The organism is Vibrio sp. QJM3NY_35, assembly GCF_057785915.1.
The window spans coordinates 2,717,635-2,740,295 of the sequence record NZ_CM173507.1; the positions used below are offsets into that span (position 1 = coordinate 2,717,635).

Here is a 22,661-nt window from a genome sequence, read left to right on the forward strand (position 1 = left end):
ATGTTACAAGCAATAAAAAGCCCCGCAAGCTTTCACTTGCGGGGCTTTTTTAGCTAATTGAGAAAAGGGCTAATTACTTACCAGCTTCTTTTTCTGCTTTAACTTTTGCAATCACTTCATCAGCAACGTTAGTTGGACATGGTGCGTATTGTGCGAATTCCATAGAGAATTGGCCACGACCAGAAGTGATAGTACGTAGGTGACCGATGTAGCCGAACATCTCAGAAAGAGGTACGTCAGCTTTAATACGAACACCAGTTACGCCAGCTTGTTGATCTTTGATCATGCCACGACGACGGTTAAGGTCACCGATAACATCACCAACGTGATCGTCTGGAGTGAACACGTCAACGTTCATGATAGGCTCAAGAAGTTGCGCGCCAGCTTTAGGCATAGATTGACGGAATGCACCTTTCGCTGCGATTTCAAATGCGATAGCAGATGAATCGACTGCGTGGAAACCACCATCGAAAAGTTCAACTTCAACGTCTAGAGTTGGGAAGCCAGCTAGTACGCCGTTTTCCATCATAGATGCGAAGCCTTTCTCAACTGCAGGCCAGAATTCTTTAGGAACGTTACCGCCCACAACTACAGAGTTGAACTTGAAGCCAGAGCCTGCTTCGCCTGGTTTGATACGGTAATCGATCTTACCGAATTGACCAGAACCACCAGATTGCTTCTTGTGCGTGTAGCTATCTTCAATTGCTTGAGTGATAGTTTCACGGTAAGCAACTTGAGGAGCACCTACAGTTAGATCAACGCCGTATGTACGCTTAAGGATATCTACCTTGATGTCTAGGTGAAGCTCACCCATACCTTTCAGGATAGTTTCGCCAGTCTCTTCGTCAGTCTCAACTTGGAAAGATGGATCTTCTGCAACCATTTTACCGATCGCGATACCCATTTTCTCAGAACCGCCTTTATCTTTTGGAGATACAGCGATTGAGATTACTGGAGTTGGGAATACCATTGGCTCAAGCGTTACTTGGTGCTTAGGATCACATAGAGTGTGACCAGTTTGCACGTTCTTCATACCAACGATCGCAATGATGTCACCAGCTTGTGCGCTAGTTAGTTCGTTACGGTCATCAGCTTGCATCTCAACCATACGGCCAACACGTTCAGTCTTGCCTGTGAATGAGTTAAGAATCGTGTCACCTTTGTTCAGTTTACCAGAGTAAATACGAACGAAAGTTAGAGCACCGAAGCGGTCATCCATGATTTTGAATGCAAGCGCTTTGAAAGTTTCATCTGTAGAAACGATAGCGTGTTCGCCAGTTTCTTCGCCGTTCTCATCCATTAGAGGTTGAGGATCAACTTCAGTTGGTGCTGGTAGGTAATCTACTACAGCATCAAGGATAAGTTGCATACCTTTGTTCTTGAACGCAGAACCACAGAACGTTGGGAAGAATGCGATATCACGAGTACCTTTACGGATACAACGCTTGATGTCTTCGATAGAAGGCTCTTCACCTTCCATGTAAGCTTCCATTAGGTCATCGTCTTGCTCTACAGCAGTTTCGATTAGCTCTTCACGGTATTGCTCAACGTCATCAACCATGTCCGCAGGAACATCTGTGATTTCGTAGTTTTCAGGAAGACCAGTGTCATCCCAAACGTATGCTTTACGGCTTAGTAGGTCTACAACACCAACGAATTCGTCTTCACGACCGATTGGTAGAACCATAACTAGAGGAGTAGCACCTAGAACGTTTTTAACTTGGTCAACAACGTTGTAGAAATCTGCACCCATACGGTCTAGTTTGTTAACGAAGATCAGACGAGATACTTCTGATTCGTTAGCGTAGCGCCAGTTAGTTTCTGATTGAGGTTCAACACCACCAGAACCACAGAATACACCGATACCGCCATCAAGAACTTTAAGAGAACGGTATACTTCAACTGTGAAGTCAACGTGTCCAGGAGTATCGATAACGTTTAGACGGTGATCGTTCCAAAAACAGCTTACAGCTGCTGATTGGATAGTAATACCGCGCTCAGCTTCCTGTTCCATGAAGTCAGTCGTTGATTCGCCATCATGTACTTCACCAGTCTTGTGGATTTGACCAGTTAGCTTAAGGATACGCTCAGTGGTAGTTGTTTTACCCGCATCAACGTGCGCGAAAATACCAATGTTTCTGTATTTCGATAAATCTGCCATTGTCTTACTCTGTTAATAGGATATAAAATGCGCGCAGAGTATATCACAATCTGTGAAGACTGATAGCTTTGCATGCATTTGGGACTAAAAAACTTTGCCTTTTTCTAACATATAGAAAAAGGCAATCTATGGAAACAATCTAAGTGACTGTTTAGTTTAGTGCTAACTTAGAGCGAATATCGCGCCCAAGTTAGACTGAATTTCTGCTGTATAGAGTAGCTGAAGTGAGCTCAATTACAACTCATCAAAAGCATTAATTGCTTCCGATAATTTTTTCACGCCGTGGATCTGCATTCCAGGAATGCCACCTTTAGGCATGTTTGCTGCCGGTACGATCGCTTTCTTAAAGCCGTGTTTAAATGCCTCATTCAGACGCTCTTGCCCACTCGGTACCGGTCGAATCTCACCCGCTAGGCCTACTTCTCCAAATACCACCACATCTTTTGGCAATGCGCGATCCCTGAAACTTGAAAGTAAAGCCATCACCAACGCAAGATCAGCACTGGTTTCGGTTACTTTAACACCACCAACGACATTCACAAACACATCTTGGTCAGCCATTTGTAAGCCGCCGTGTTTATGCAGCACCGCTAATAACAACGAAAGCCTGTTTTGCTCTAGGCCGACAGCGACACGACGCGGGTTAGCCAGCTGGGAATAATCCACCAGCGCTTGAATTTCAACAAGTAATGGACGAGTCCCTTCCCACACAACCATCACCGAACTGCCCGAGGTTTCTTCTTCACCACGAGACAAGAAGATAGCCGATGGGTTGCTGACTTCTTTTAGTCCTTGGCCTGTCATAGCAAACACGCCAAGCTCATTGACCGCACCAAAACGGTTTTTGTGGCTGCGCAGTGTTCTAAAACGGCTATCGGTTCCGCCATCCAATAGAACAGAACAGTCAATAATGTGCTCAAGCACTTTTGGCCCGGCTAAGGTGCCGTCTTTAGTTACGTGTCCCACTAAGAACACAGCAACGTTATTCTGTTTTGCGTAGCGCGTTAATGCGGTTGCCGATTCACGAACCTGAGCAACACTGCCCGGTGAAGACTGAACATCAGCAACGTGCATAACTTGGATGGAGTCGATAACCATGATCTTTGGCTGTTCTTTTTCAGCAACCTGACAGATCTTATCTACGTTGGTTTCAGAGAGCATCTTTAGGTGCTCTTTTGGTAATCCAAGTCGAGAGGCACGCATTGCAACCTGCTGTAAAGATTCTTCACCTGTTACATAAAGAGTCGGCAGTTGAGAAGAGAGCTGACACATGGTCTGCAATAATAGTGTTGATTTACCCGCGCCTGGGTTACCACCAATCAGGATCGCAGCACCAGGGACAACACCACCACCGAGTACGCGGTCGAGCTCTTTGAAGCCACTACTAAAGCGTGGTACTTCTTGCAGATTAATTTCAGATAATGTCTGAACGCTCGATTCTGTTACTGCACCTGCATAACCAGATAATCTTTCATTGCGCGCTACTTGAGGTGAAGCGGCTAACCTAACTTCTGTAATCGTGTTCCAAGCACCACATGCGTTGCACTGCCCCTGCCAACGTGGAAAGTCAGCACCACAGTCATTACACACATAAGCTCGTTTTGCCTTAGCCATAAAACCTCAATAATTTACTCAGTTACACAATGATGTTGTCAATTTGTGACTTATTTGACCGTACGGGTGAAAATAAACGTTGCAGTCATACCACTAATACTTAAAGATCGATTTAAACTAGTCGATAACATAAATGCACCGTCCATTCTAACAAGAAAAGTATGCAGCAATCTGAAATTCTATCTGTAGCAGAACGTCTTATCCCGGCCTACCACGCCGAAGATTTCGAATTCCTTCTTTCTCAAATGACAGAAGGCGAATCTCCGTCTCTAAAACTGCTGGTTAAAATGGAACTGAATCGTATCATGGCTCCGTGTACAAAGAGCATTGATTTACGTGGGCGCATTGATAATGAATGTCGTCAGTTCACGTTAGACGGTCGTAAGCACTGGCTCGATGACATCGCGTTAAACGCGTATCAACGTGGTACTAAAAAGTTTAAAGGTTACACAGAAGGCGCATGGGAGTTAGTAATGACTCCGCGAACTCAGCCTCTGAGCGTTGTTAAAACGTCTTCTCAAGGTAACCACGACATTACTAGCGCCAATAGCCCGTATGAAGCGGAAGCTATTAACCTAGGTTACGACTTAAAGCGCCAAGAGAACAGACTCAAGATTAGCTCGCAGGTCGAGATCACCACATCGAAAGGTCAAAGCCTACACGGTGTCACGGTTGATATCTCCCCGTCGGGTGCAAAGTTCAAGGTGCCGAGCGCCTTTCGATACAACCTCGGCGAGATCATCAGCGTTAAGTTCTCAGAGCTTATCGAAAAGTCCCAAGAAAACGATGTTAACCAAGCGGTTGAGTTTCGTGTTTTGGGTATCGACGAATCTTATGAGAACAACGCGGTCAAATTTCTAAGAACCATTAAGGTAAGCGACAACAATATTGTGGCTCGCTTACTCGATGAGTCTTTAAATAGCACCAGCAAGAAAACCAGCCATGAGAATCAAGATAGGATCATTCGAACTCGTACTCGAGGAATCGAACACACCTATCTAAAGCATACTTGTAATCTTCCCCTGTTTTTCAGCGGCAGCGAACTCAAGCTTGCCCTACTGACAGATAACAACCATCCGTTATGGCAATATTGGCACGACGAGCGAAATCAACAAGCACTGGGCACCCTGTTCAACGAACAACGTATGAACCTGCTGGCGAAACCAGGAGTGAAGGGAACCAGTAACGTCATCTATTCGTTTACCCATGAACACCAAAACAAGACTTTGTTCTATTCAATGATGCTGCCTGAAGCCTCTCGTGAACAAAGACAGCTGTTCTGGCACATCGGTGGCAAACGTAAAAGTTGGAAGGCGTTCAAGTTCTCGGTTTTCGAACTGTCAGACACCGAGCGACAAGCATTAGCTAAACACTCGGATACGCTAGCTCAAAGCTCAGCTCAACTGACGCATTGCGGAATCTTGCAAGAGATCGGCGATCACGAAAGTGCAGCTGATTATCTTCTGAGTGAAAAGCCACGTATTCCAAGCCGTGAATTGAACCGCTTCCGTCACCCGCGTACTGTGGTTGGGAACATTCAAAGTATCTATTTTGATTCTCAGACTCGTCGTAAAGAGCCGAGATACCAGTTTAAATCACCGTTACAACTGACTTCACAAGATGGTGCAGCAGCGAACGGACACACCTTAGACATTTCGAAGCGTGGGCTCAGCATTACCCTTGAACACCCAATGGTACTCAAGATTAATGACCCAGTATTGGTCAACTTCAATGAGCTACAGCTCTATGATAAAAACTTGCCACTGAGCACAGTGCCTTATCATGTAATTCGTGTAAGCCCGAATGGCCGAAACGTCCAATTGGTTATTGCTGAGAATGCCAAGACAATGCGAACCATCGCTTTCCTTAACGGGCTTATCGATCAAAATCAAAGCAAACTGATTAAGAAGAAAGAGATACTGCCAACCAATTCGTTGCTCGAATCGTTGCACAATATATTGCTGAGTAAGATGGTCAGTAACCCCATCTTCATTGATAAGCCAAGCTCAACGCTGCGTTGTAAGATCATTGGTGTGAACTTCCCACTGAATAAGCACCTAACGTTACTGGCTAAGCTTGGACACAACCAAAAGTTCTCACTAGAGCCGATCTTTAAGGGTCACACTAGCTCATTGCTGGCTGAACCACTGAAAAGAATCGAAGGCGCAGAGCCTAAACACCATGACGTGTATATTGCTGCGGTAAAGTTTGGCGACAAGATCCAATCTGTGCATACCAAGTTGGTCAAAGATTTCGCCTCAGCAAAAGAGCGCATCTTATTCATTAAGAAGGCGCAGCACTTGGGTGATGTGTATGTATTGCGAGTCACTACGGCACCTATCTTTAATCCGCTAACAAGTTTATTCCAATCGGATTTAGAAGAGCTTTCACGCATCAGCATGCATCAAGCTAAGAAACTAGAGAACGAGATCACCGCTTTTATTGGCTATGGTGAGATTGAAGACATCACAGATGAAGTGTTGATTCGATTAGAGCTGACTCGTTAGGTCAGCATCCATTTACTGGATTTGAAAATAGAAAAGCAGGCTCATCGCCTGCTTTTTTTGTATCCGTGTTCTATTATAGTTTGCTGCTAGTAGAAGCTAGTAAGCAAGCCTTAAGGTTTCGCTTGCCAGCTGATCTTCTGTTGCTTAGCCAATACACCCGACAAGATGCATAGCACCCCGCCTAAACCAGCGTAACGCACAGCGGTTTGAGCTTGCTGCTCTACTTTTGGTTTCGCGTGGTAGGCAATGCCTAAACCTGCAGAGCCCATCATCACCAAGTCATTGGCACCATCACCAACGGCAACGGTATTATGCAGTTCCAATTCGTACTCTTCAGCCAACTCTACCAAGATATCCGCTTTGGTCTGCGCCGAAACAACATCACCTAACACTTCACCCGTCAACTTACCATTGACGATCTCAAGCGTGTTTGACTGAGCGTGGTCAAGATCAAGGGTATCTTTCAGGTAGTCAGAGAAGTAAGTAAAACCACCTGATGCAATCGCCGTTTTCCAACCAAGTTTGTTCAGAGTATTCACCAGTCCGACCAAGTCTGGCATGAATGGCAATGACTGACGCACTTGCTCTAATATCGACTCATCCGCACCTTTCAGTGCTCCTACTCGTTGGCGTAGGCTCTGTTCAAAGTCGAGCTCGCCTTGCATTGCTCGTTCGGTGATTTCAGAGACTAACTCTCCCACTCCAGCCAATTTGGCAATCTCATCGATACATTCAATTTGAATCGCTGTGGAATCCATATCCATCACGATCAAACCTGGCTTAGATAAGTCTGGGACCTCGCTAAGGCAAGCATAATCAAGCTTTAGCGCTTGGAGGATTTCTTCGTGTGCTGGTGTTAGGTTGCCTGACATCAAAGCCACTTCATAATGCCCAACCTTCCACGTATCGAGGATGGTGTTGTAAGTGCCAGTGAAAAAGTCGATGTCATCGAAAGATTGTGGAGATAGGTACTCACCAAACACAATCCAATTGGCTTTGGATTTAGCGAGTTGAGAAGCGAAACGAGTCTCGGGGAGTCGAGTTAATAATGTCGTATGCCTTTTTATCGGCAGATATTTCTGAGCGTCCATGTGTATGATTCCTAATTAACTATGCTAAACGTTAACCTATTGCAATTTGAAAACGCAAGTCTCAATATGTCTTAATCATAACATTTGTTTATTTCAGGCTTCGTGAAACATGAATGAATCATTGTTCTCAATACGTAACGCTTTACGAATGCTAGCCCTCATTTTATTGGCTACCATGTTCGTTGTAACGATTAAAAATACGGTCGTGATCAGTAAAGGTAACGAGAAGATCCAAGCAAAACAGTTGGAAACTCTTACCAAGCTGCTTATCTCTCAGGCATCACTTTCAGCCAGCAAGATGATCACGCAACAAGACCAAGAGCGATTACTTGATCTGACTAACCAGCTATCTCAAGACAGACTGGTGTTCGATACCACCATCTATGATGCAGAGGGTATTCGACTGGCTTCGAGCGAAAAAGCCCTCTCGGTACGTGAGGTTCTTGGCTTAGATACGCCACTTTCAACAGCAAGTATCGGCAGACAACAATTAGTTGAACCTATTTATTCACCAGAGAAGACGATCATCGGCTTTATTCGAGTGACTTTTGAAACCGGGAAGATGACGGCGATTTCTGATCACCACTACCGTAAAAGTGATCGCTACATGATCGGTATGGTGTTGATGGGGTTTGTGAGTGGCGTGTTGTTCATCATGCTGATTCGCAGAAGACCGACTAAGTCTGGTGAGAACTTACTGTTGAAGAATGTAAGCTCATAGACACACTAGGCTGACAATAAATACTAGACTCAGAATAAATACCGCAATCCAATAAAAAGCCCCGACGCTCAGGTAGCAACGGGGCTTTTTGTTATCAGTTAACTTATCAAGCTAAGGCAAATCAATATTATTCTTGGTCACCAAGCAACACTGAGTCTAGTGCGATAACCATCATGTCGTTGAAAGTCGTTTGACGTTCATCTGATGTCGTTTGCTCACCAGTCTTGATGTGGTCAGAAACAGTACAAATCGTTAGAGCTTTTGCGCCGTATTCAGCACATACACCATAAATGCCAGCTGCTTCCATCTCTACGCCAACAATGCCGTATTTGTCCATTACTTCGAACATCTCTGGATCTGGCGTGTAGAACAGCTCAGCCGAGAACAGGTTACCGACTTTTACGCCGACACCGCGAGCTTTGGCTGCATCTTCTGCCGCGCGCACCATTTTGTAATCCGCAATAGCCGCAAAGTCATGATCTTTAAAACGAATACGGTTCACTTTAGAGTCAGTACATGCGCCCATGCCGATCACCACATCACGCACTTTGATATCTTCGCTCACTGCACCACAACTGCCCACACGAATGATCTTCTTCACACCAAAGTCTTTGATCAGCTCAGTCGCGTAAATAGAACAAGATGGAATGCCCATACCGTGGCCCATTACCGAAACCTTACGACCTTTGTAAGTACCGGTGTAACCAAACATGTTGCGAACGTCGCACACTTGAACCACTTCTTCTAAGAAGGTTTCAGCGATGTATTTAGCACGTAGCGGGTCGCCTGGCATTAAAACTACGTCAGCGAAATCACCCATTTCAGCATTAATATGTGGAGTAGCCATTGAAAATATCCTTAATCTCAAAACAAAAAAAGAAGAGAGAGGTTTCCCTCTCTCTTCGTTAACTATTATAGAAAGCTTGTACCGTGTCCCATTGGCGATGTACCAAAGTAAGACGCTAAGCTTTGACCGATATCAGCGAACGTATCGCGACGGCCTAAAGAACCGGCTGGCACCTTCTGACCGTAAACAATCACAGGGATGTGCTCACGAGTATGGTCTGTACCTGGCCATGTAGGATCACAACCGTGGTCAGCCGTTAGGATAAGCACATCATCTTCTTTCATCATATCGATGATTTCATTGATGCGACCATCGAAGTACTCAAGTGCCGCTGCGTAACCAGCAACATCACGGCGGTGGCCGTAAGCTGAGTCGAAATCAACGAAGTTAGTGAACACGATAGTGTTGTCGCCCGCTTCATTGATCGCTTCTTTGGTTGCTTCAAATAGCGCAGGGATACCTGTTGCTTTGGTTTTCTGAGTGATGCCACAACCCGCGTAGATATCAGAGATCTTACCGATTGAGTGAACGTTACCGCCCTTCTCATCAACCAACTTCTGAAGAATGGTAGCTGCAGGTGGCTCAACAGAAAGGTCACGACGGTTACCAGTACGTTCGAATTGACCTTTGCCCGGGCCAATGAACGGACGAGCGATAACACGACCAATGTTGTAGTCTTCTAGCTCTTCACGAGCAATCTGACAAAGGTCTAACAGGTTTTGTAGGCCGAATGTCTCTTCGTGACAAGCGATCTGGAAAACAGAGTCTGCAGAAGTATAGAAGATAGGCAGGCCAGTCTTCATGTGCTCTTCACCTAGATTATCTAGGATTTCCGTGCCAGATGAGTGGCAGTTACCTAAGAAACCAGACAGGCCTGCACGCTCAAGGATGCGGTCAGTCAGTTCTTTTGGAAAGCTGTTCTCTTTGTCGGTGAAGTAGCCCCAGTCAAACAGTACAGGAACACCTGCGATTTCCCAGTGACCTGATGGCGTGTCTTTACCAGAAGACAGCTCAGCAGCGTGACCGTAAGCGCCAATGATCTCAGCGTCTGCATCCATACCAGGAGCAAAACGACCTGTAGACTCTTTATGAGCCATCGCTAGACCTAGCTTAGACAGGTTTGGCAACGTCAGTGAACCTTTACGATCTGCATTGTCTGCAAGACCTTGGTCACAATGATCTGCGATGTGGCCCATAGTGTCAGAACCTACATCACCAAATTTGTCCGCATCCGCTGTTTCACCGATACCGAATGAATCTAAAACTAAAATAAATGCTCTTTTCATTTTCTTCACCAACTTATTGCTCTTTGCACCAGAACTCTGTTTATCGGTATACGCGAGGCATACCGATATCTGTTATTTACACGTCTTCAGAACGAATCTGACGGTAAACGTCTGGCGTTGCTGTATATTCTCCGCCCACAGTGATTGCATTTTGTAATGCTGTTGCAGCTTCTTGCCACTGTTGTTCGTTGCGAGCATGAATCATTGCTAATGGCTTATCTTCACTTGCTACTTCACCTAGGCGAATGAAGTGATCAAAACCGACTGCGTAATCAATGCTGTCAGTTGCTACGCGACGACCACCGCCCATACCAACCACAGCCATACCAATTGCACGAGTATCCATTGCTGATACCACACCGCTTTCTAGCGCGTACACTGGCTTAATAATGTCTGCTTTTTCTAGGTAGTTATCGTAGTTCGTTACGAAATCAGCTGGACCACCAAGACCCGCTACCATCTTACCGAAGCACTCTGCTGCTTTACCGTTATCCAGTACTGCCATCAGTTTTTCGCGCGCTTCGTCTGAATCTTTAGCTAGGTTACCCAGCACCAACATTTCAGCACACGATGCTAGAGTGATCTCTAACAAGCGTGGATTACGGTATTCGCCTGTTAAGAATTGAACCGCTTCACGAACTTCTACTGCGTTACCCGCTGAAGAAGCCAGTACTTGGTTCATGTCCGTTAGGATTGCTGTTGTTTTCGTACCCGCACCGTTTGCTACTGCAACGATAGATTTCGCTAGCTCTTCAGATGCTTCGTAAGTCGGCATGAATGCGCCTGAACCTACTTTTACATCCATCACTAGAGAATCAAGGCCAGCGGCCAGCTTCTTAGATAGGATTGAAGCCGTGATTAGCGAGATGTTATCAACTGTTGCTGTGATATCGCGAGTCGCGTAAACACGCTTATCAGCAGGTGCTAGATCGCCTGTTTGACCGATGATCGCTACACCAGCATCTTTCGTTACTGCACCAAACACATCATTGGTTGGTGTAATGTTGTAGCCAGGGATAGATTCAAGCTTGTCTAGCGTACCGCCAGTGTGGCCTAAACCACGACCAGAGATCATTGGAACGAAACCGCCACATGCTGCCACCATAGGGCCAAGCATCAGAGAAGTTACGTCACCAACACCACCAGTAGAGTGTTTATCAACGATTGGGCCATCAAAGTTCATGTGGCTCCAGTCAATCACCATGCCTGAGTCACGCATTGCACACGTTAGTGCGATACGCTCTGGCATTGTCATTTCGTTAAAGAAGATAGCCATTGCGAATGCTGCAATTTGGCCTTCAGAAACCGTGTTTTTAGCCACACCTTGAATGAAGAAGTTAATTTCTTCAGCTGTTAGGACTTCACCGTCACGTTTTCTGCGAATAATTTCTTGAGGTAGATACATTAGTGCCTCCCAAACTCTAGTGAGTATGGTTTGTAGGGGAAAGAGGTAATATGGAGTGGCTTAACGCCACTCCACCAAACAGACTAAATCTTGTTACACCCGATTGGGATATTAGTATGCTGCTGGATCAGCAGTTTGGTCTGTCACTTCTAATGTATTAAGAAGGTTAGTTAGTAGGCTTGAAGCACCAAAACGGTAGTGCATGTTGTCTGCCCACTCAGCGCCTAATAGCTCATCAGCCATTGCTAGGTATAGTGCTGCATCTTCAGCAGTACGTACGCCACCAGCTGGTTTGAAACCAACTGTTTTAGCAACGCCCATGTCACGAATAACTTCAAGCATCATGCGCGCGTACTCTGGAGTCGCGTTTACTGGCACTTTACCTGTTGAAGTTTTGATGAAGTCTGCACCTGCTTCGATACAGATTTGAGAAGCTTTCTTGATCAGTGCTTCTTCTTTCAATTCACCTGTTTCGATGATCACTTTAAGCGTGATGTCACCACAAGCTGCTTTACACTGTTTAACTAGCTCAAAGCCAACTTCTTCGTTGCCAGCAATAAGAGCACGGTATGGGAATACTACGTCAACTTCGTCTGCGCCGTACGCTACCGCTGCTTTTGTTTCTGCAACAGCAATTTCGATGTCGTCATTACCATGAGGGAAGTTAGTTACAGTCGCAATGCGTACTTCTGGAGTACCTTGCTCACGCAACGCTTTCTTAGCTGCTGGGATAAAGCGAGGGTAAATACAGATTGCAGCGGTGTTGCCTACTGCAGTCTTCGCGTCATGACAAAGCGCCACTACTTTTTCTGTAGTGTCATCGTCATTTAGCGTAGTTAGGTCCATAAGTTTAAGTGCACGTAGAGCTGCTGCTTTTAAATCGCTCATTTCTATCTCCGATCAATATATTCAAATAGTTAACTACTTCGCCCTCCATCCAGTATAGATGGATATTTTAGTAATGCTCAGTAGCCACAAATGAACGGACTTGGTTCCCTGAAGACTTGATAACTTTCGCTACCAATTGCAATCCTTGTCACCGCACAGTACCAGATTGGTCTATGGCACAACAAATCAGTCATGTTGTGTCTAACATCTATAGCGTATCGCTAATTTTGGCTTAATCCCAGAAGAATAACGTTCGAGTTGATTTCGAGGTTACTTTCTTGCCAACAGAGACACCCTATCCCTTTAGCTTATACATTATAGGTATCCATCAATAAATTGTAGTGCTCCTTAGAACGCAAACGGTTTGTATCTCAAAAAAACATTCTAGACCCTACATCGAATCTAAGCATAAGCGCGTGCATATACTAAAAACGGCAGGCCTAAAAACAAAAAAGCCCCGCAGCAATTTCTTGCTACGGGGCGATATTATTATGGCGTCTATATATCGATTTCTAACTAATTAGAAAGACAGGAAGAAGCCAGCAATTGTTGCTGCCATCAGGTTAGATAGAGTACCAGCAATTACCGCTTTAACACCCATACGTGCGATGTCGTGGCGACGGCTTGGTGCAATACCACCTAGACCACCTAGAAGAATCGCAATTGAAGAAAGGTTTGCGAAACCACATAGTGCGAATGCGATGATAGCTTGAGTCTTCTCAGACATAACTTGACCAGTTGCTGCAACAACTTGAGCGTTTTCACCAACGTATGGTACGAAGTTTAGGTATGCAACGAATTCGTTAACAACTGTCTTCTGACCAATGAAAGAACCAGCGATAGTTGCTTCTTCCCATGGAACACCAATGATGAATGCTAGCGGTGCGAAGATCCAACCTAGAAGAAGTTCTAGAGTTAGGTTTTCCATACCGAACCAACCACCGATGCCACCTAGGATACCGTTGATTAGAGCAATTAGACCGATGAATGCTAGTAGCATTGCACCAACGTTAAGTGCTAGTTGTAGACCAACTGATGCGCCACCTGCTGCTGCGTCGATAACGTTAGCTGGTTTGTCATCGCCACCGTCCATTTCGTCAGCGATATTGTCATCTGGCGTATCTGTTTCAGGCTTGATGATTTTAGCGAATAGTAGACCACCAGGTGCTGCCATGAATGACGCTGCAACTAGGTACTCTAGAGGTACACCCATAGATGCGTAACCTGCTAGTACACCACCAGCTACAGAAGCCAAACCACCACACATTACTGCGAATAGTTCAGAGTTAGTCATTTTAGGAACAAATGGACGAACAACTAGAGGTGCTTCAGTTTGACCAACGAAAATGTTTGCTGCTGCAGACATAGACTCGGCGCGAGAAGTACCTAGAGCTTTCTGAAGACCACCACCAAGAACTTTGATTACAATTTGCATAACACCAATGTAGTAAAGTACAGAGATAAGTGCAGAGAAGAAAATCAGAGTTGGTAGTACTTGGAAAGCAAAGATGAAACCGATACCGTCAACTGAGAAGTTAACTAGGCTGCCGAATAGGAAACCAGTACCGTCTTTACCGTAGTCGATCACGTTTGCTACACCAGCAGAGAAACCTGCAAGTAGATCACGACCCCAAGGGATGTAAAGTACGAATGCACCAAGTGCGAATTGGATAGCGAAAGCGCCACCCACTGTTCTTAGATTAATAGCTTTGCGGTTGTCAGATAGTAGTACTGCGATTGCGATCAGTGCAACCATTCCGACTAGGCTCATAAACAGGCTCATAGTTTATGACTTCCTTATTAGTTATTTATTGGCGTGTTACAAAATGGGGCTATAAAGCGGAGGCAATTATACTCATGCGACCACTAATAAAGTAATGCCGTCCTCACACTTTCGTAGAAGATTCATGTACCATTCACACACAAATGTGAGCCAAATCACAAGCCCAGTGCAATTTACGCAAACGATAAACAAAAACCTTCGATTTTATTCACATATACCGAATGAGCGATGGCTATTTTGCCAAATTTGCGCTGCAATCGATTGCTTTGGCTCTTTTCTAAGCAAAAAAAGTTCATTTAAGATCGTAACTAAATGTTTGGAATGATTAACATTTCCTTGGTTTCCATACATGGGCATGTCCGGAGCATCCGTTTCCAATACCAAGTATTCAAGAGGCAGTTTTGCGATGGTTGTGCGTGTTTTTTGTGCTCTTGGGTAAGTAATCGTTCCACCGACACCAATATAGAAACCGAGCTTGATCCACGCCAAAGCTTGCTGTTCACTCCCTGAAAAGCCGTGAATCACCCCACCAAAAGTGAACTTGTGCTGCTTTAATAGTTCAATAAGTCGGTTATAAGACTTCCTCTCATGGATGATCAAAGGCAGCTCAAATGCCTTCGCAAGCTCCATTTGTTGGATGAAAAAGCGTTCTTGTTTCTCCCGCTCGACATCGACAAAAAAGTCGAGACCACACTCTCCTATCGCAACGCATTGACGGCTTTTTGATGAGAGTAATTGTCGAAGATCTGAGAATTGCTCGTCATTGGCTTGCTCTAAAAAGTAAGGGTGGAAACCTAAGGCGTAGTAAACATTAGAGTAAGATTTGGCGATTTTATCGAGCTTCCTCCAGTTACTTTGGCCAATAGAAGGAATAAGAATCTTCTCGACTTGAGCTTGTTTCGCTTCTTTAAGATAGCTATCAATACTTTGATCAGGTGTAGCTCCCTGATCAATTACAATATTTTGCTCAAACGCCTCAAAATCCGCATGGCAATGAGTATCAAACAGCGGAAAGTCACTTATTTGCTGTGTCATCTTCCCTACTCTCTGTTTGTTTCCCTTGGGGATCACGACGATAAGCCACGCAGCTGCGCTTGTTCTCAGGCGTTAATCCAAGCTCTTCACACCACTTATCGTATTTCTTAATCCAAGCTTTTATCCAACTGAACATACTTACCTCAAGCCTCTGAAATTAAAACAACACGCTCTAATCCGCTTATATCCACACAAACTCCTAGAGAGCCAAATCATAAATAAAAACAACTCTACACATACAAATAATAATTAAGTTCAATAAGCAACCTATAAAAGATAAATGTATAAATCAAATTTATGCATCAACACTAGCTGGCTATATTGTTGAAAATCTCACCACAGCAAATAATAAACGCACTTGCCAAGGAGGCATTGATAGCAAGACGCTCCATTAAATAACGAGATCCTACTTTATGAAAGCATCACTCTTAGCCATTACAATTTCTAGCGTGTTAGCTGCACCCACTTTTGCTGCACCTTACCAAGTTGACGTTGAGCTAGCCAACCAACAAACACTTCAGCTTATTGATGGACAAATGAAAGCTGTTGATGCTTCTGTTCAGTATAAGTTAAACGAACAATACGCCAATGCAACGCCAGGCACTACGGCAACATTAGATGACGTAGCCTATGAAAAACAATCAAACGGTACTTGGGCTGCTGTTGGTGCAGCTTCGGCTGCGTTGGTTGCAGGGCTGTTAAGTAGTTCTTCATCTTCCAGTTCATCTGACAACGGTAATACAATCCCAGAGCTTCCAGTCACTACTTCAATGGACAGTGTTGGTACATGGAAAGTCGCGGATAATGACAGTGGATATATTGTGACTCTTGCAGGGCAAGAGGTTTATGTTGATTCAAGCAATGTGACACTTAACAACGATGGTACAGCAACCATTGTCGTGAACGATCGCAAACTTATAGTAGGAATCAATGGAGACGAGCTTTACCGAGTAGATCAAGTTAGCCATCCAGACTTAGATATTCCTGATTGGGGCGATACACCTGACTTTGGCAACGGCATTATCGGTGAGGGTTGGACTCGTGTCGACATTGGCGCGGGTGTTCAAGACTTCTATCGCTTTGAAAAAGTGACTGAAGACGGTGTAAAAACAGTTGAAGTTAACGACCAGCGTAAACACGATGGTGGTGTTCATATTAGCGTTAATGGTGGTGACTGGAAACACTTCGACGGTTCTAAAATTGCTGCAGCTAAAGACTTCATCGATGAGCACTTAAAGCCTGCTGATATGCCTCAACTGTCTGACCCAGAATACGGCAACGGCATTGTCGGTGAGGGTTGGACTCGTGTCGACATTGGCGCGGGTGTTCAAGACTTCTACCGCTTTGAGAAAGTGACTGAAGACGGTGTAAAAACAGTTGAAGTTAACGACCAGCGTAAACACGATGGTGATGTTCATGTCAGTATTAATGGTGGTGATTGGAAGCACTTCGACGGTTCTAAAATTGCTGCAGCTAAAGACTTCATCGATGAGCACTTAAAGCCTGCTGATATGCCTCAACTGTCCGACCCAGAATATGGTAACGGCATTGTCGGTGAGGGTTGGACTCGTGTCGACATTGGCGCGGGTGTTCAAGACTTCTACCGCTTTGAAAAAGTGACTGAAGACGGTGTAAAAACCGTTGAAGTTAACGACCAGCGTAAATACGATGGTGGTGTTCATATCAGCATTAATGGTGGTGACTGGAAACACTTCGACGGTTCTAAAATTGCTGCAGCTAAAGACTTCATCGATGAGCACTTAAAGCCTGCTGATATGCCTCAACTGTCTGACCCAGAATACGGCAACGGCATTGTCGGTGAGGGTTGGACTCGTGTCGACATTGGCGCGGGTGTTCAAGACTTCTACCGCTTTGAGAAAGTGACTGAAGACGGTGTAAAAACAGTTGAAGTTAACGACCAGCGTAAACACGATGGTGGTGTTCATGTCAGTATTAATGGTGGTGATTGGAAGCACTTCGACGGTTCTAAAATTGCTGCAGCTAAAGACTTCATCGATGAGCACTTAAAGCCTGCTGATATGCCTCAACTGTCCGACCCAGAATATGGTAACGGCATTGTCGGTGAGGGTTGGACTCGTGTCGACATTGGCGCGGGTGTTCAAGACTTCTACCGCTTTGAAAAAGTGACTGAAGACGGTGTAAAAACCGTTGAAGTTAACGACCAGCGTAAACACGATGGTGGTGTTCATATCAGCATTAATGGTGGTGATTGGAAACACTTCGACGGTTCTAAAATTGCTGCAGCTAAAGACTTCATCGATGAGCACTTAAAGCCTGCTGATATGCCTCAACTGTCTGACCCAGAATACGGCAACGGCATTGTCGGTGAGGGTTGGACTCGTGTCGACATTGGCGCGGGTGTTCAAGACTTCTACCGCTTTGAGAAAGTGACTGAAGACGGTGTAAAAACCGTTGAAGTTAACGACCAGCGTAAACACGATGGTGGTGTTCATGTCAGCATTAATGGTGGTGATTGGAAACACTTCGACGGTTCTAAAATTGCTGCAGCTAAAGACTTCATCGATGAGCACCTAAAACCTGCTGATATGCCACAAATCGACGCCCCTGCAAAGCCAACTATTTCAGCTGGGTTAGAAGGTGACAACATTGTTGTAACGGTAAATGGTAAATCTCATACGACTGACTATATAGCTGAAGCTGATGACCGTGGTGTCGTTCACATCAAAGATCGCCACGGAAATATTGTGGGTGAAGGCTACATAGATGAAATAAATGGAACAGTCACTTTTGGGAACGGTATTGTTATAAATGACCGAGGTGATGTAACACTCCCTCCAGCGGTTAAAAACAACGTAAAAGACAGAGTGCAATCTATCGACCCAACCAAGCTACAGAAAGCTAAATCCGCTATTCAACAACGTTTACGCGGTTAATCTAAAACCAAGTTAAATCCTCTCACCCGATAATAGTGAACGCTATTATCGGGTGTTTTTACTCACTAGCTAAGGAAAGCGATTCGGAATTTGAATATGAAACGCCTTCTATTAATACTTGCTTCCACCTTTCCTTTTCATTCATCTGCAAATGACACTCTTGTTGAATCTATTGAGCGTTTTACAGATATCTTTTCCGTCAGCTTATCTCAAAATCCAGACAACGAAAAAACAGTTGCCACACTTAATATAAACTACCAAATCACCGATAAATTGCGCGTTTTTGGAGAGGTCGATACTCAAGAATACTGGCAGGCAGGATTGGGATATTCATTCTGGCAAGGGGATACGTACTACACTGAAAACACCGTAAAAGTCAGCGAACATGAGATCACAACAGGCATTTTTGTTGCTACGTTGATTCATGAAAATTGGACACTGCTTGGCGATATCAACTACAACTATATGGATAGAGATTTCGATGCTTGTGTTCCAAACTTATGCGTCGAATATAGAGCCTCTGACACATTCGATTATAGTGTAGGCGCTCTGTGGAGCCCGATTCAATATGCTGACTTTCTTTACAAATTCAACCAAGAAATCGGATTCCAAAAAGATACCCAAGATTTTTACATTAAAGATGATACTGCTACGAGACCTAGACATATCAGAAATGAAACTAGGACCAACATTCATTATCACGAGGTAGCTGTATTCTTTAACTTGAAGTACGTAAAACCGTCCGTTACCTACACCATATACCCTGAAAACAAAAACTATGTGGAATTCGGTTTAGCCTTCGATTTCTAGCTATTTAGTAGCTGTTTAAGCTTCTCTCGCAACTCTTGATGTTGCCCATTAGTTTGATACTTCTTGTGATAGAAAAACTCAAACTCCATGGGACGCATCGAAAATGGAGGCTCATGAATTTGTAAACCGATGGTTTTTGCTAAATGGATCATGCTAACCGGAACCGCAGCAATATAGTCAGTTCCTTTTACTGCCAATATCAAGTTAGTTAGATTGCGAACTTCAATTGCCACATCACGTGTGAAGCTCTTTTCGGAAAGAAAGTCGACTATTTGAGTATCTTGACGAAGTAACTTTAAGGTTACATGCCGTGCTGCAAGAAACTCATCCATGGAAATCTGCTCACCAAACTGACTAACCTCGGGATCGCTCATCAATAACAGTCTATCTGTTGTCGCAAATTCAGAAGATAAGCTAGCTTGTTTCTGTAAACCGGTATCTACCACTAAATCGACTCTATTTAACCGGATATCTTCAACGACGTTATCAACGGAAATTGGTGATTCGACTAATTGGACACCATGAAGCATTGGCATTTTATGCAATAAGTTAGCTGGCATATAAACAGTAAAATCACGCTTTCTTGATACTGCACCTTCCATCAACTCTAAAGCATCAGATAATTGACCAGCCAATTTGTGAGCCATTGAGGTTGGCTCTATTGATCGCCCTACTCTTACGAACAACGCATAGCCAACTACCGCTTCAAACCTCTTGATTGCAGCACTGACCGCAGGTTGAGTTAGCTCTAACGATTCGGCAGCTTTGGTTATCGATCTTTGTTGATATACAGAGAGGAATGGCTTTACTAAATTGAGATCAAACACGCTTTACTCCATCAAAACGGTGTACTCTTAGTGTAACAAAAAAGCCGAATGCTAGAAGCAATTCGGCTTTATTATTATCCAACAGTGTTATGTGGAACTGTCGCTATTAGTGCTCGCGCGTCGCTCGGAACTGAACGTCAGGGAAACGTTCAGAAGCTAGGTTCAAGTTCACCATTGTAGGTGCGATGTAAGACAGGTTATCACCACCATCTAACGCTAGGTTAGCTTGGTTCTTACGTTTGAACTCTTCTAGTTTCTTCGCGTCATCACATTCAATCCAGCGAGCTGTTGCAACGTTAACACCTTCGTAGATAGCTTCTACGTTGTATTCCGCTTTCAAGCGCGCTACAACCACGTCGAACTGAAGTACACCAACCGCACCAACGATCAGGTCGTTGTTCTGCATAGGACGGAATACTTGTACTGCGCCCTCTTCAGAAAGCTGAACCAAACCTTTTAGAAGTTGCTTCTGCTTTAGTGGATCGCGTAGACGAATACGACGGAATAGCTCAGGCGCGAAGTTGGGAATACCAGCGAACTTCAAGCTTTCGCCTTGAGTAAAGGTATCACCAATCTGGATTGTGCCATGGTTATGCAAGCCAATGATGTCACCAGCATACGCTTTTTCAGCTCGCGCACGGTCGCCCGCCATGAAAGTTACCGCATCCGAAATACTTACGTTCTTGCCAGTACGAACATGATTCATCTTCATACCTTGGTTGTAAGTACCCGAAACGATACGCATGAATGCGATACGGTCACGGTGTTTTGGATCCATGTTTGCTTGGATCTTAAAGACGAAGCCAGAGAACTTCTCTTCTGTCGCTTCAACATCACGCTCGTTAGCTTGACGAGTTTGAGGACCCGGAGCCCACTTAGTCAAACCATCTAGCATGTGGTCAACACCAAAGTTACCCAATGCTGTACCGAAGTAAACAGGCGTTAGTTCACCAGCAAGGAACAAATCGAGATCAAACTCAGGACATGCGCCAATAACCAATTCAAGCTCTTCACGAACACTGCTCGCCAGATCTTCGCCAACAGCTTCGTCTAGTTCAGGGTTATCTAGACCTTTGATGATGCGAACTTCTTGGATCTCATGGCCGTGGCCAGATTCATACAAGATCGTTTCATCACGGTGAATGTGGTAAACACCTTTAAACTCTTTACCACAACCAATTGGCCATGAGATAGGAGCACAAGCCATACCTAGCTCGCTCTCTACTTCATCAAGCACTTCCATTGGGTCACGAACGTCACGGTCAAGTTTGTTCATAAACGTTACGATTGGCGTATCACGTAGACGCGTTACTTCCATTAGTTTACGAGTACGATCCTCGACACCTTTCGCAGCATCGATAACCATCAAACAAGAGTCAACCGCTGTTAGCGTACGGTACGTATCTTCCGAGAAATCTTCGTGTCCTGGAGTATCTAGTAGATTTACTAGGCAATCATTGTATGGGAATTGCATTACCGACGTAGTTACCGAGATACCACGTTCTTTTTCCATCTCCATCCAGTCAGATTTAGCGTGCTGGTTAGAGCCACGGCCTTTTACGGTACCCGCTTTTTGAATCGCGTTTCCGAATAAAAGAACTTTTTCAGTAATCGTGGTTTTACCCGCATCCGGGTGAGAGATAATCGCAAACGTTCTACGTTTGCTCACTTCTTGTTGGAAAGACATAGTCGCCCTTTGCTGATCTAAAGCGTAAAAAGGGCAAGTAGATAATACTTGCCCTTGAATTCTGTGTGCGGATTATACAGAAAGCGTGTCACTTTCTAAAGGGTCAGTTTACACCCTATTTTTCGTGTACTCTCAGCTTAGCTAAAAGACATAAAAAGATAGCTCATAATGATGGCGTCTTCGTTGCCTTGCTTGGTTGGATAATAGTTACGACGACGATCAACTTCATTGAAACCGGCCTTTTCGTAAAGATTAAACGCATTCACATTACTTTCGCGAACTTCTAGCCAAGCGCTTTCTGCGTCAGCTTGCTCACACATATCAAGGAAGTGGTCAGTTAACGCCTTACCATACCCTTTGCCTTGCTGGCTTGGGTCTACCGCAATATTAAGCAATGTGACTTCACCAACGATGTTTTGCGCGAAGAAGTATCCGACCACTTGCCCATCGACTTCAAGAACATGATGACAAGCACCTCGACTATCAAGATCTCGGATCATATTTTCAGACCATGGGTGAGAATGCGCGGCCTGCTCTATCTTCCAAATGGCATCTAGGTGTTGTTGTGAAGTCGGTAAAAATTGATTAGTCATAAGCACAAATTTGTTGCCATAAGTCGCGGCGGTGTTGGTTGTTACCGTTAATGTCAGACAGTAATGGCGATTGAAGTGTTTTAGCCTTCAGCTCTTGAGGCGACTCGCAACCAGCAAACCATACCCACTCAACCGAACCTAAATCCACAGTAGACAAGTGTTGCGGTTGAAGGTGTAAAGCCTGAGATAAGTCGAGCTTGATACTTTTGAGTACTCGCTCAAACATCACGGCGAGATCTTCCTGAGGTTTTTCAGGCGAAACCAACAGTAACTTGCAACCGTTCGAGAGCGGAGTCAATTCAGATTCATAACCCGCTAAACGCTCTGGGTGACTTAGCTCCCATTGGCTAATGCCCATCTCTTGTAGGTATTGCGCGTGTGTTTGTGACATATCTAGCGGTAGTAACCTTAAGTTTATTGGAGCCAAAGTTTATTGAAACCAGAAGTTTGTTAGAACTAGTTCTGTGAAAGCTGCCTCTATTGAAAGAGCG

Annotated in this window: 18 protein-coding genes; 4 read left to right on the forward strand and 14 right to left on the reverse strand. The window is 44.6% G+C overall.

From position 1 onward, the window contains the following. Positions 1-73: 73 nt before the first annotated feature. On the reverse strand, positions 74-2,161 hold the full coding sequence (gene fusA / locus AC3CH3_RS12190; RefSeq protein WP_019819832.1) for an elongation factor G: 2,088 nt from the start codon (positions 2,159-2,161) through the stop codon (positions 74-76). Positions 2,162-2,395: 234 nt separating this feature from the next. Beyond that, complete coding sequence (gene radA, locus AC3CH3_RS12195; protein WP_017058826.1) at positions 2,396-3,775, reverse strand: DNA repair protein RadA; 1,380 nt, start codon at positions 3,773-3,775, stop codon at positions 2,396-2,398. A gap of 161 nt (positions 3,776-3,936) precedes the next feature. On the opposite strand from radA, the gene AC3CH3_RS12200 reads away from it, so the two are divergent. Then, positions 3,937-6,282 carry a PilZ domain-containing protein gene (locus AC3CH3_RS12200; RefSeq protein ID WP_488537241.1) on the forward strand — a complete coding sequence of 782 codons (2,346 nt, stop codon included), beginning with the start codon at positions 3,937-3,939 and terminating at the stop codon, positions 6,280-6,282. Between the two features lie 110 nt (positions 6,283-6,392). Here the strand turns inward: AC3CH3_RS12200 and serB are convergent, their stop codons facing one another. Continuing rightward, positions 6,393-7,373 carry a phosphoserine phosphatase gene (gene serB, locus AC3CH3_RS12205; protein WP_017058828.1) on the reverse strand — a complete coding sequence of 327 codons (981 nt, stop codon included), beginning with the start codon at positions 7,371-7,373 and terminating at the stop codon, positions 6,393-6,395. A gap of 109 nt (positions 7,374-7,482) precedes the next feature. Between serB and AC3CH3_RS12210 the strand changes: the two genes are divergently transcribed. Further along, positions 7,483-8,094 (forward strand): YtjB family periplasmic protein, encoded by a 612-nt coding sequence (locus tag AC3CH3_RS12210; protein WP_076655999.1) that lies wholly within the window; start codon positions 7,483-7,485, stop codon positions 8,092-8,094. A 127-nt stretch (positions 8,095-8,221) separates the two neighbouring features. Here the strand turns inward: AC3CH3_RS12210 and deoD are convergent, their stop codons facing one another. The 7 genes from deoD to AC3CH3_RS12245 form a co-directional block, all read right to left on the reverse strand. Continuing rightward, the gene (gene deoD, locus AC3CH3_RS12215; protein WP_488537242.1) at positions 8,222-8,941 is read right to left on the reverse strand and encodes a purine-nucleoside phosphorylase; all 720 of its coding nucleotides are present in this window, start codon (positions 8,939-8,941) and stop codon (positions 8,222-8,224) included. A gap of 65 nt (positions 8,942-9,006) precedes the next feature. Further along, the gene (locus AC3CH3_RS12220; RefSeq protein ID WP_017068223.1) at positions 9,007-10,227 is read right to left on the reverse strand and encodes a phosphopentomutase; all 1,221 of its coding nucleotides are present in this window, start codon (positions 10,225-10,227) and stop codon (positions 9,007-9,009) included. 76 nt (positions 10,228-10,303) lie between these two features. Next, the gene (deoA, locus tag AC3CH3_RS12225) at positions 10,304-11,632 is read right to left on the reverse strand and encodes a thymidine phosphorylase (protein WP_029405256.1); all 1,329 of its coding nucleotides are present in this window, start codon (positions 11,630-11,632) and stop codon (positions 10,304-10,306) included. Positions 11,633-11,743: 111 nt separating this feature from the next. Beyond that, entirely contained in the window at positions 11,744-12,520 is a 777-nt protein-coding gene (gene deoC, locus AC3CH3_RS12230; RefSeq protein WP_010436196.1) for a deoxyribose-phosphate aldolase, read from the reverse strand. A gap of 520 nt (positions 12,521-13,040) precedes the next feature. Further along, on the reverse strand, positions 13,041-14,303 hold the full coding sequence (locus tag AC3CH3_RS12235) for a NupC/NupG family nucleoside CNT transporter (protein ID WP_017058833.1): 1,263 nt from the start codon (positions 14,301-14,303) through the stop codon (positions 13,041-13,043). A gap of 204 nt (positions 14,304-14,507) precedes the next feature. Further along, complete coding sequence (locus tag AC3CH3_RS12240; protein WP_488537243.1) at positions 14,508-15,338, reverse strand: TatD family hydrolase; 831 nt, start codon at positions 15,336-15,338, stop codon at positions 14,508-14,510. Continuing rightward, entirely contained in the window at positions 15,319-15,474 is a 156-nt protein-coding gene (locus tag AC3CH3_RS12245; RefSeq protein WP_157936365.1) for a DUF5363 family protein, read from the reverse strand. Before AC3CH3_RS12245 ends, AC3CH3_RS12240 begins: the two co-directional genes overlap by 20 nt. 277 nt (positions 15,475-15,751) lie before the next feature. Between AC3CH3_RS12245 and AC3CH3_RS12250 the strand changes: the two genes are divergently transcribed. Further along, positions 15,752-18,253, forward strand: coding sequence for a hypothetical protein (locus AC3CH3_RS12250; RefSeq protein ID WP_488537244.1), 2,502 nt, complete (start codon positions 15,752-15,754; stop codon positions 18,251-18,253). 96 nt (positions 18,254-18,349) lie between these two features. After that, positions 18,350-19,063, forward strand: a complete 714-nt coding sequence (locus AC3CH3_RS12255; protein ID WP_488537245.1) for a hypothetical protein — start codon at positions 18,350-18,352, stop codon at positions 19,061-19,063. Here AC3CH3_RS12255 and AC3CH3_RS12260 read toward each other — a convergent pair. The 4 genes from AC3CH3_RS12260 to AC3CH3_RS12275 form a co-directional block, all read right to left on the reverse strand. Continuing rightward, on the reverse strand, positions 19,060-19,890 hold the full coding sequence (locus tag AC3CH3_RS12260; RefSeq protein WP_488537246.1) for a LysR family transcriptional regulator: 831 nt from the start codon (positions 19,888-19,890) through the stop codon (positions 19,060-19,062). The two genes, AC3CH3_RS12255 and AC3CH3_RS12260, sit on opposite strands and share 4 nt — an antisense overlap. Before the next feature lie 106 nt (positions 19,891-19,996). After that, positions 19,997-21,577 (reverse strand): peptide chain release factor 3, encoded by a 1,581-nt coding sequence (gene prfC, locus AC3CH3_RS12265; protein ID WP_237290382.1) that lies wholly within the window; start codon positions 21,575-21,577, stop codon positions 19,997-19,999. A gap of 137 nt (positions 21,578-21,714) precedes the next feature. After that, complete coding sequence (gene rimI / locus AC3CH3_RS12270; protein WP_488537247.1) at positions 21,715-22,170, reverse strand: ribosomal protein S18-alanine N-acetyltransferase; 456 nt, start codon at positions 22,168-22,170, stop codon at positions 21,715-21,717. Then, positions 22,163-22,561 carry a DNA polymerase III subunit psi gene (locus tag AC3CH3_RS12275; protein WP_488537248.1) on the reverse strand — a complete coding sequence of 133 codons (399 nt, stop codon included), beginning with the start codon at positions 22,559-22,561 and terminating at the stop codon, positions 22,163-22,165. Before AC3CH3_RS12275 ends, rimI begins: the two co-directional genes overlap by 8 nt. Positions 22,562-22,661 lie beyond the last annotated feature (100 nt).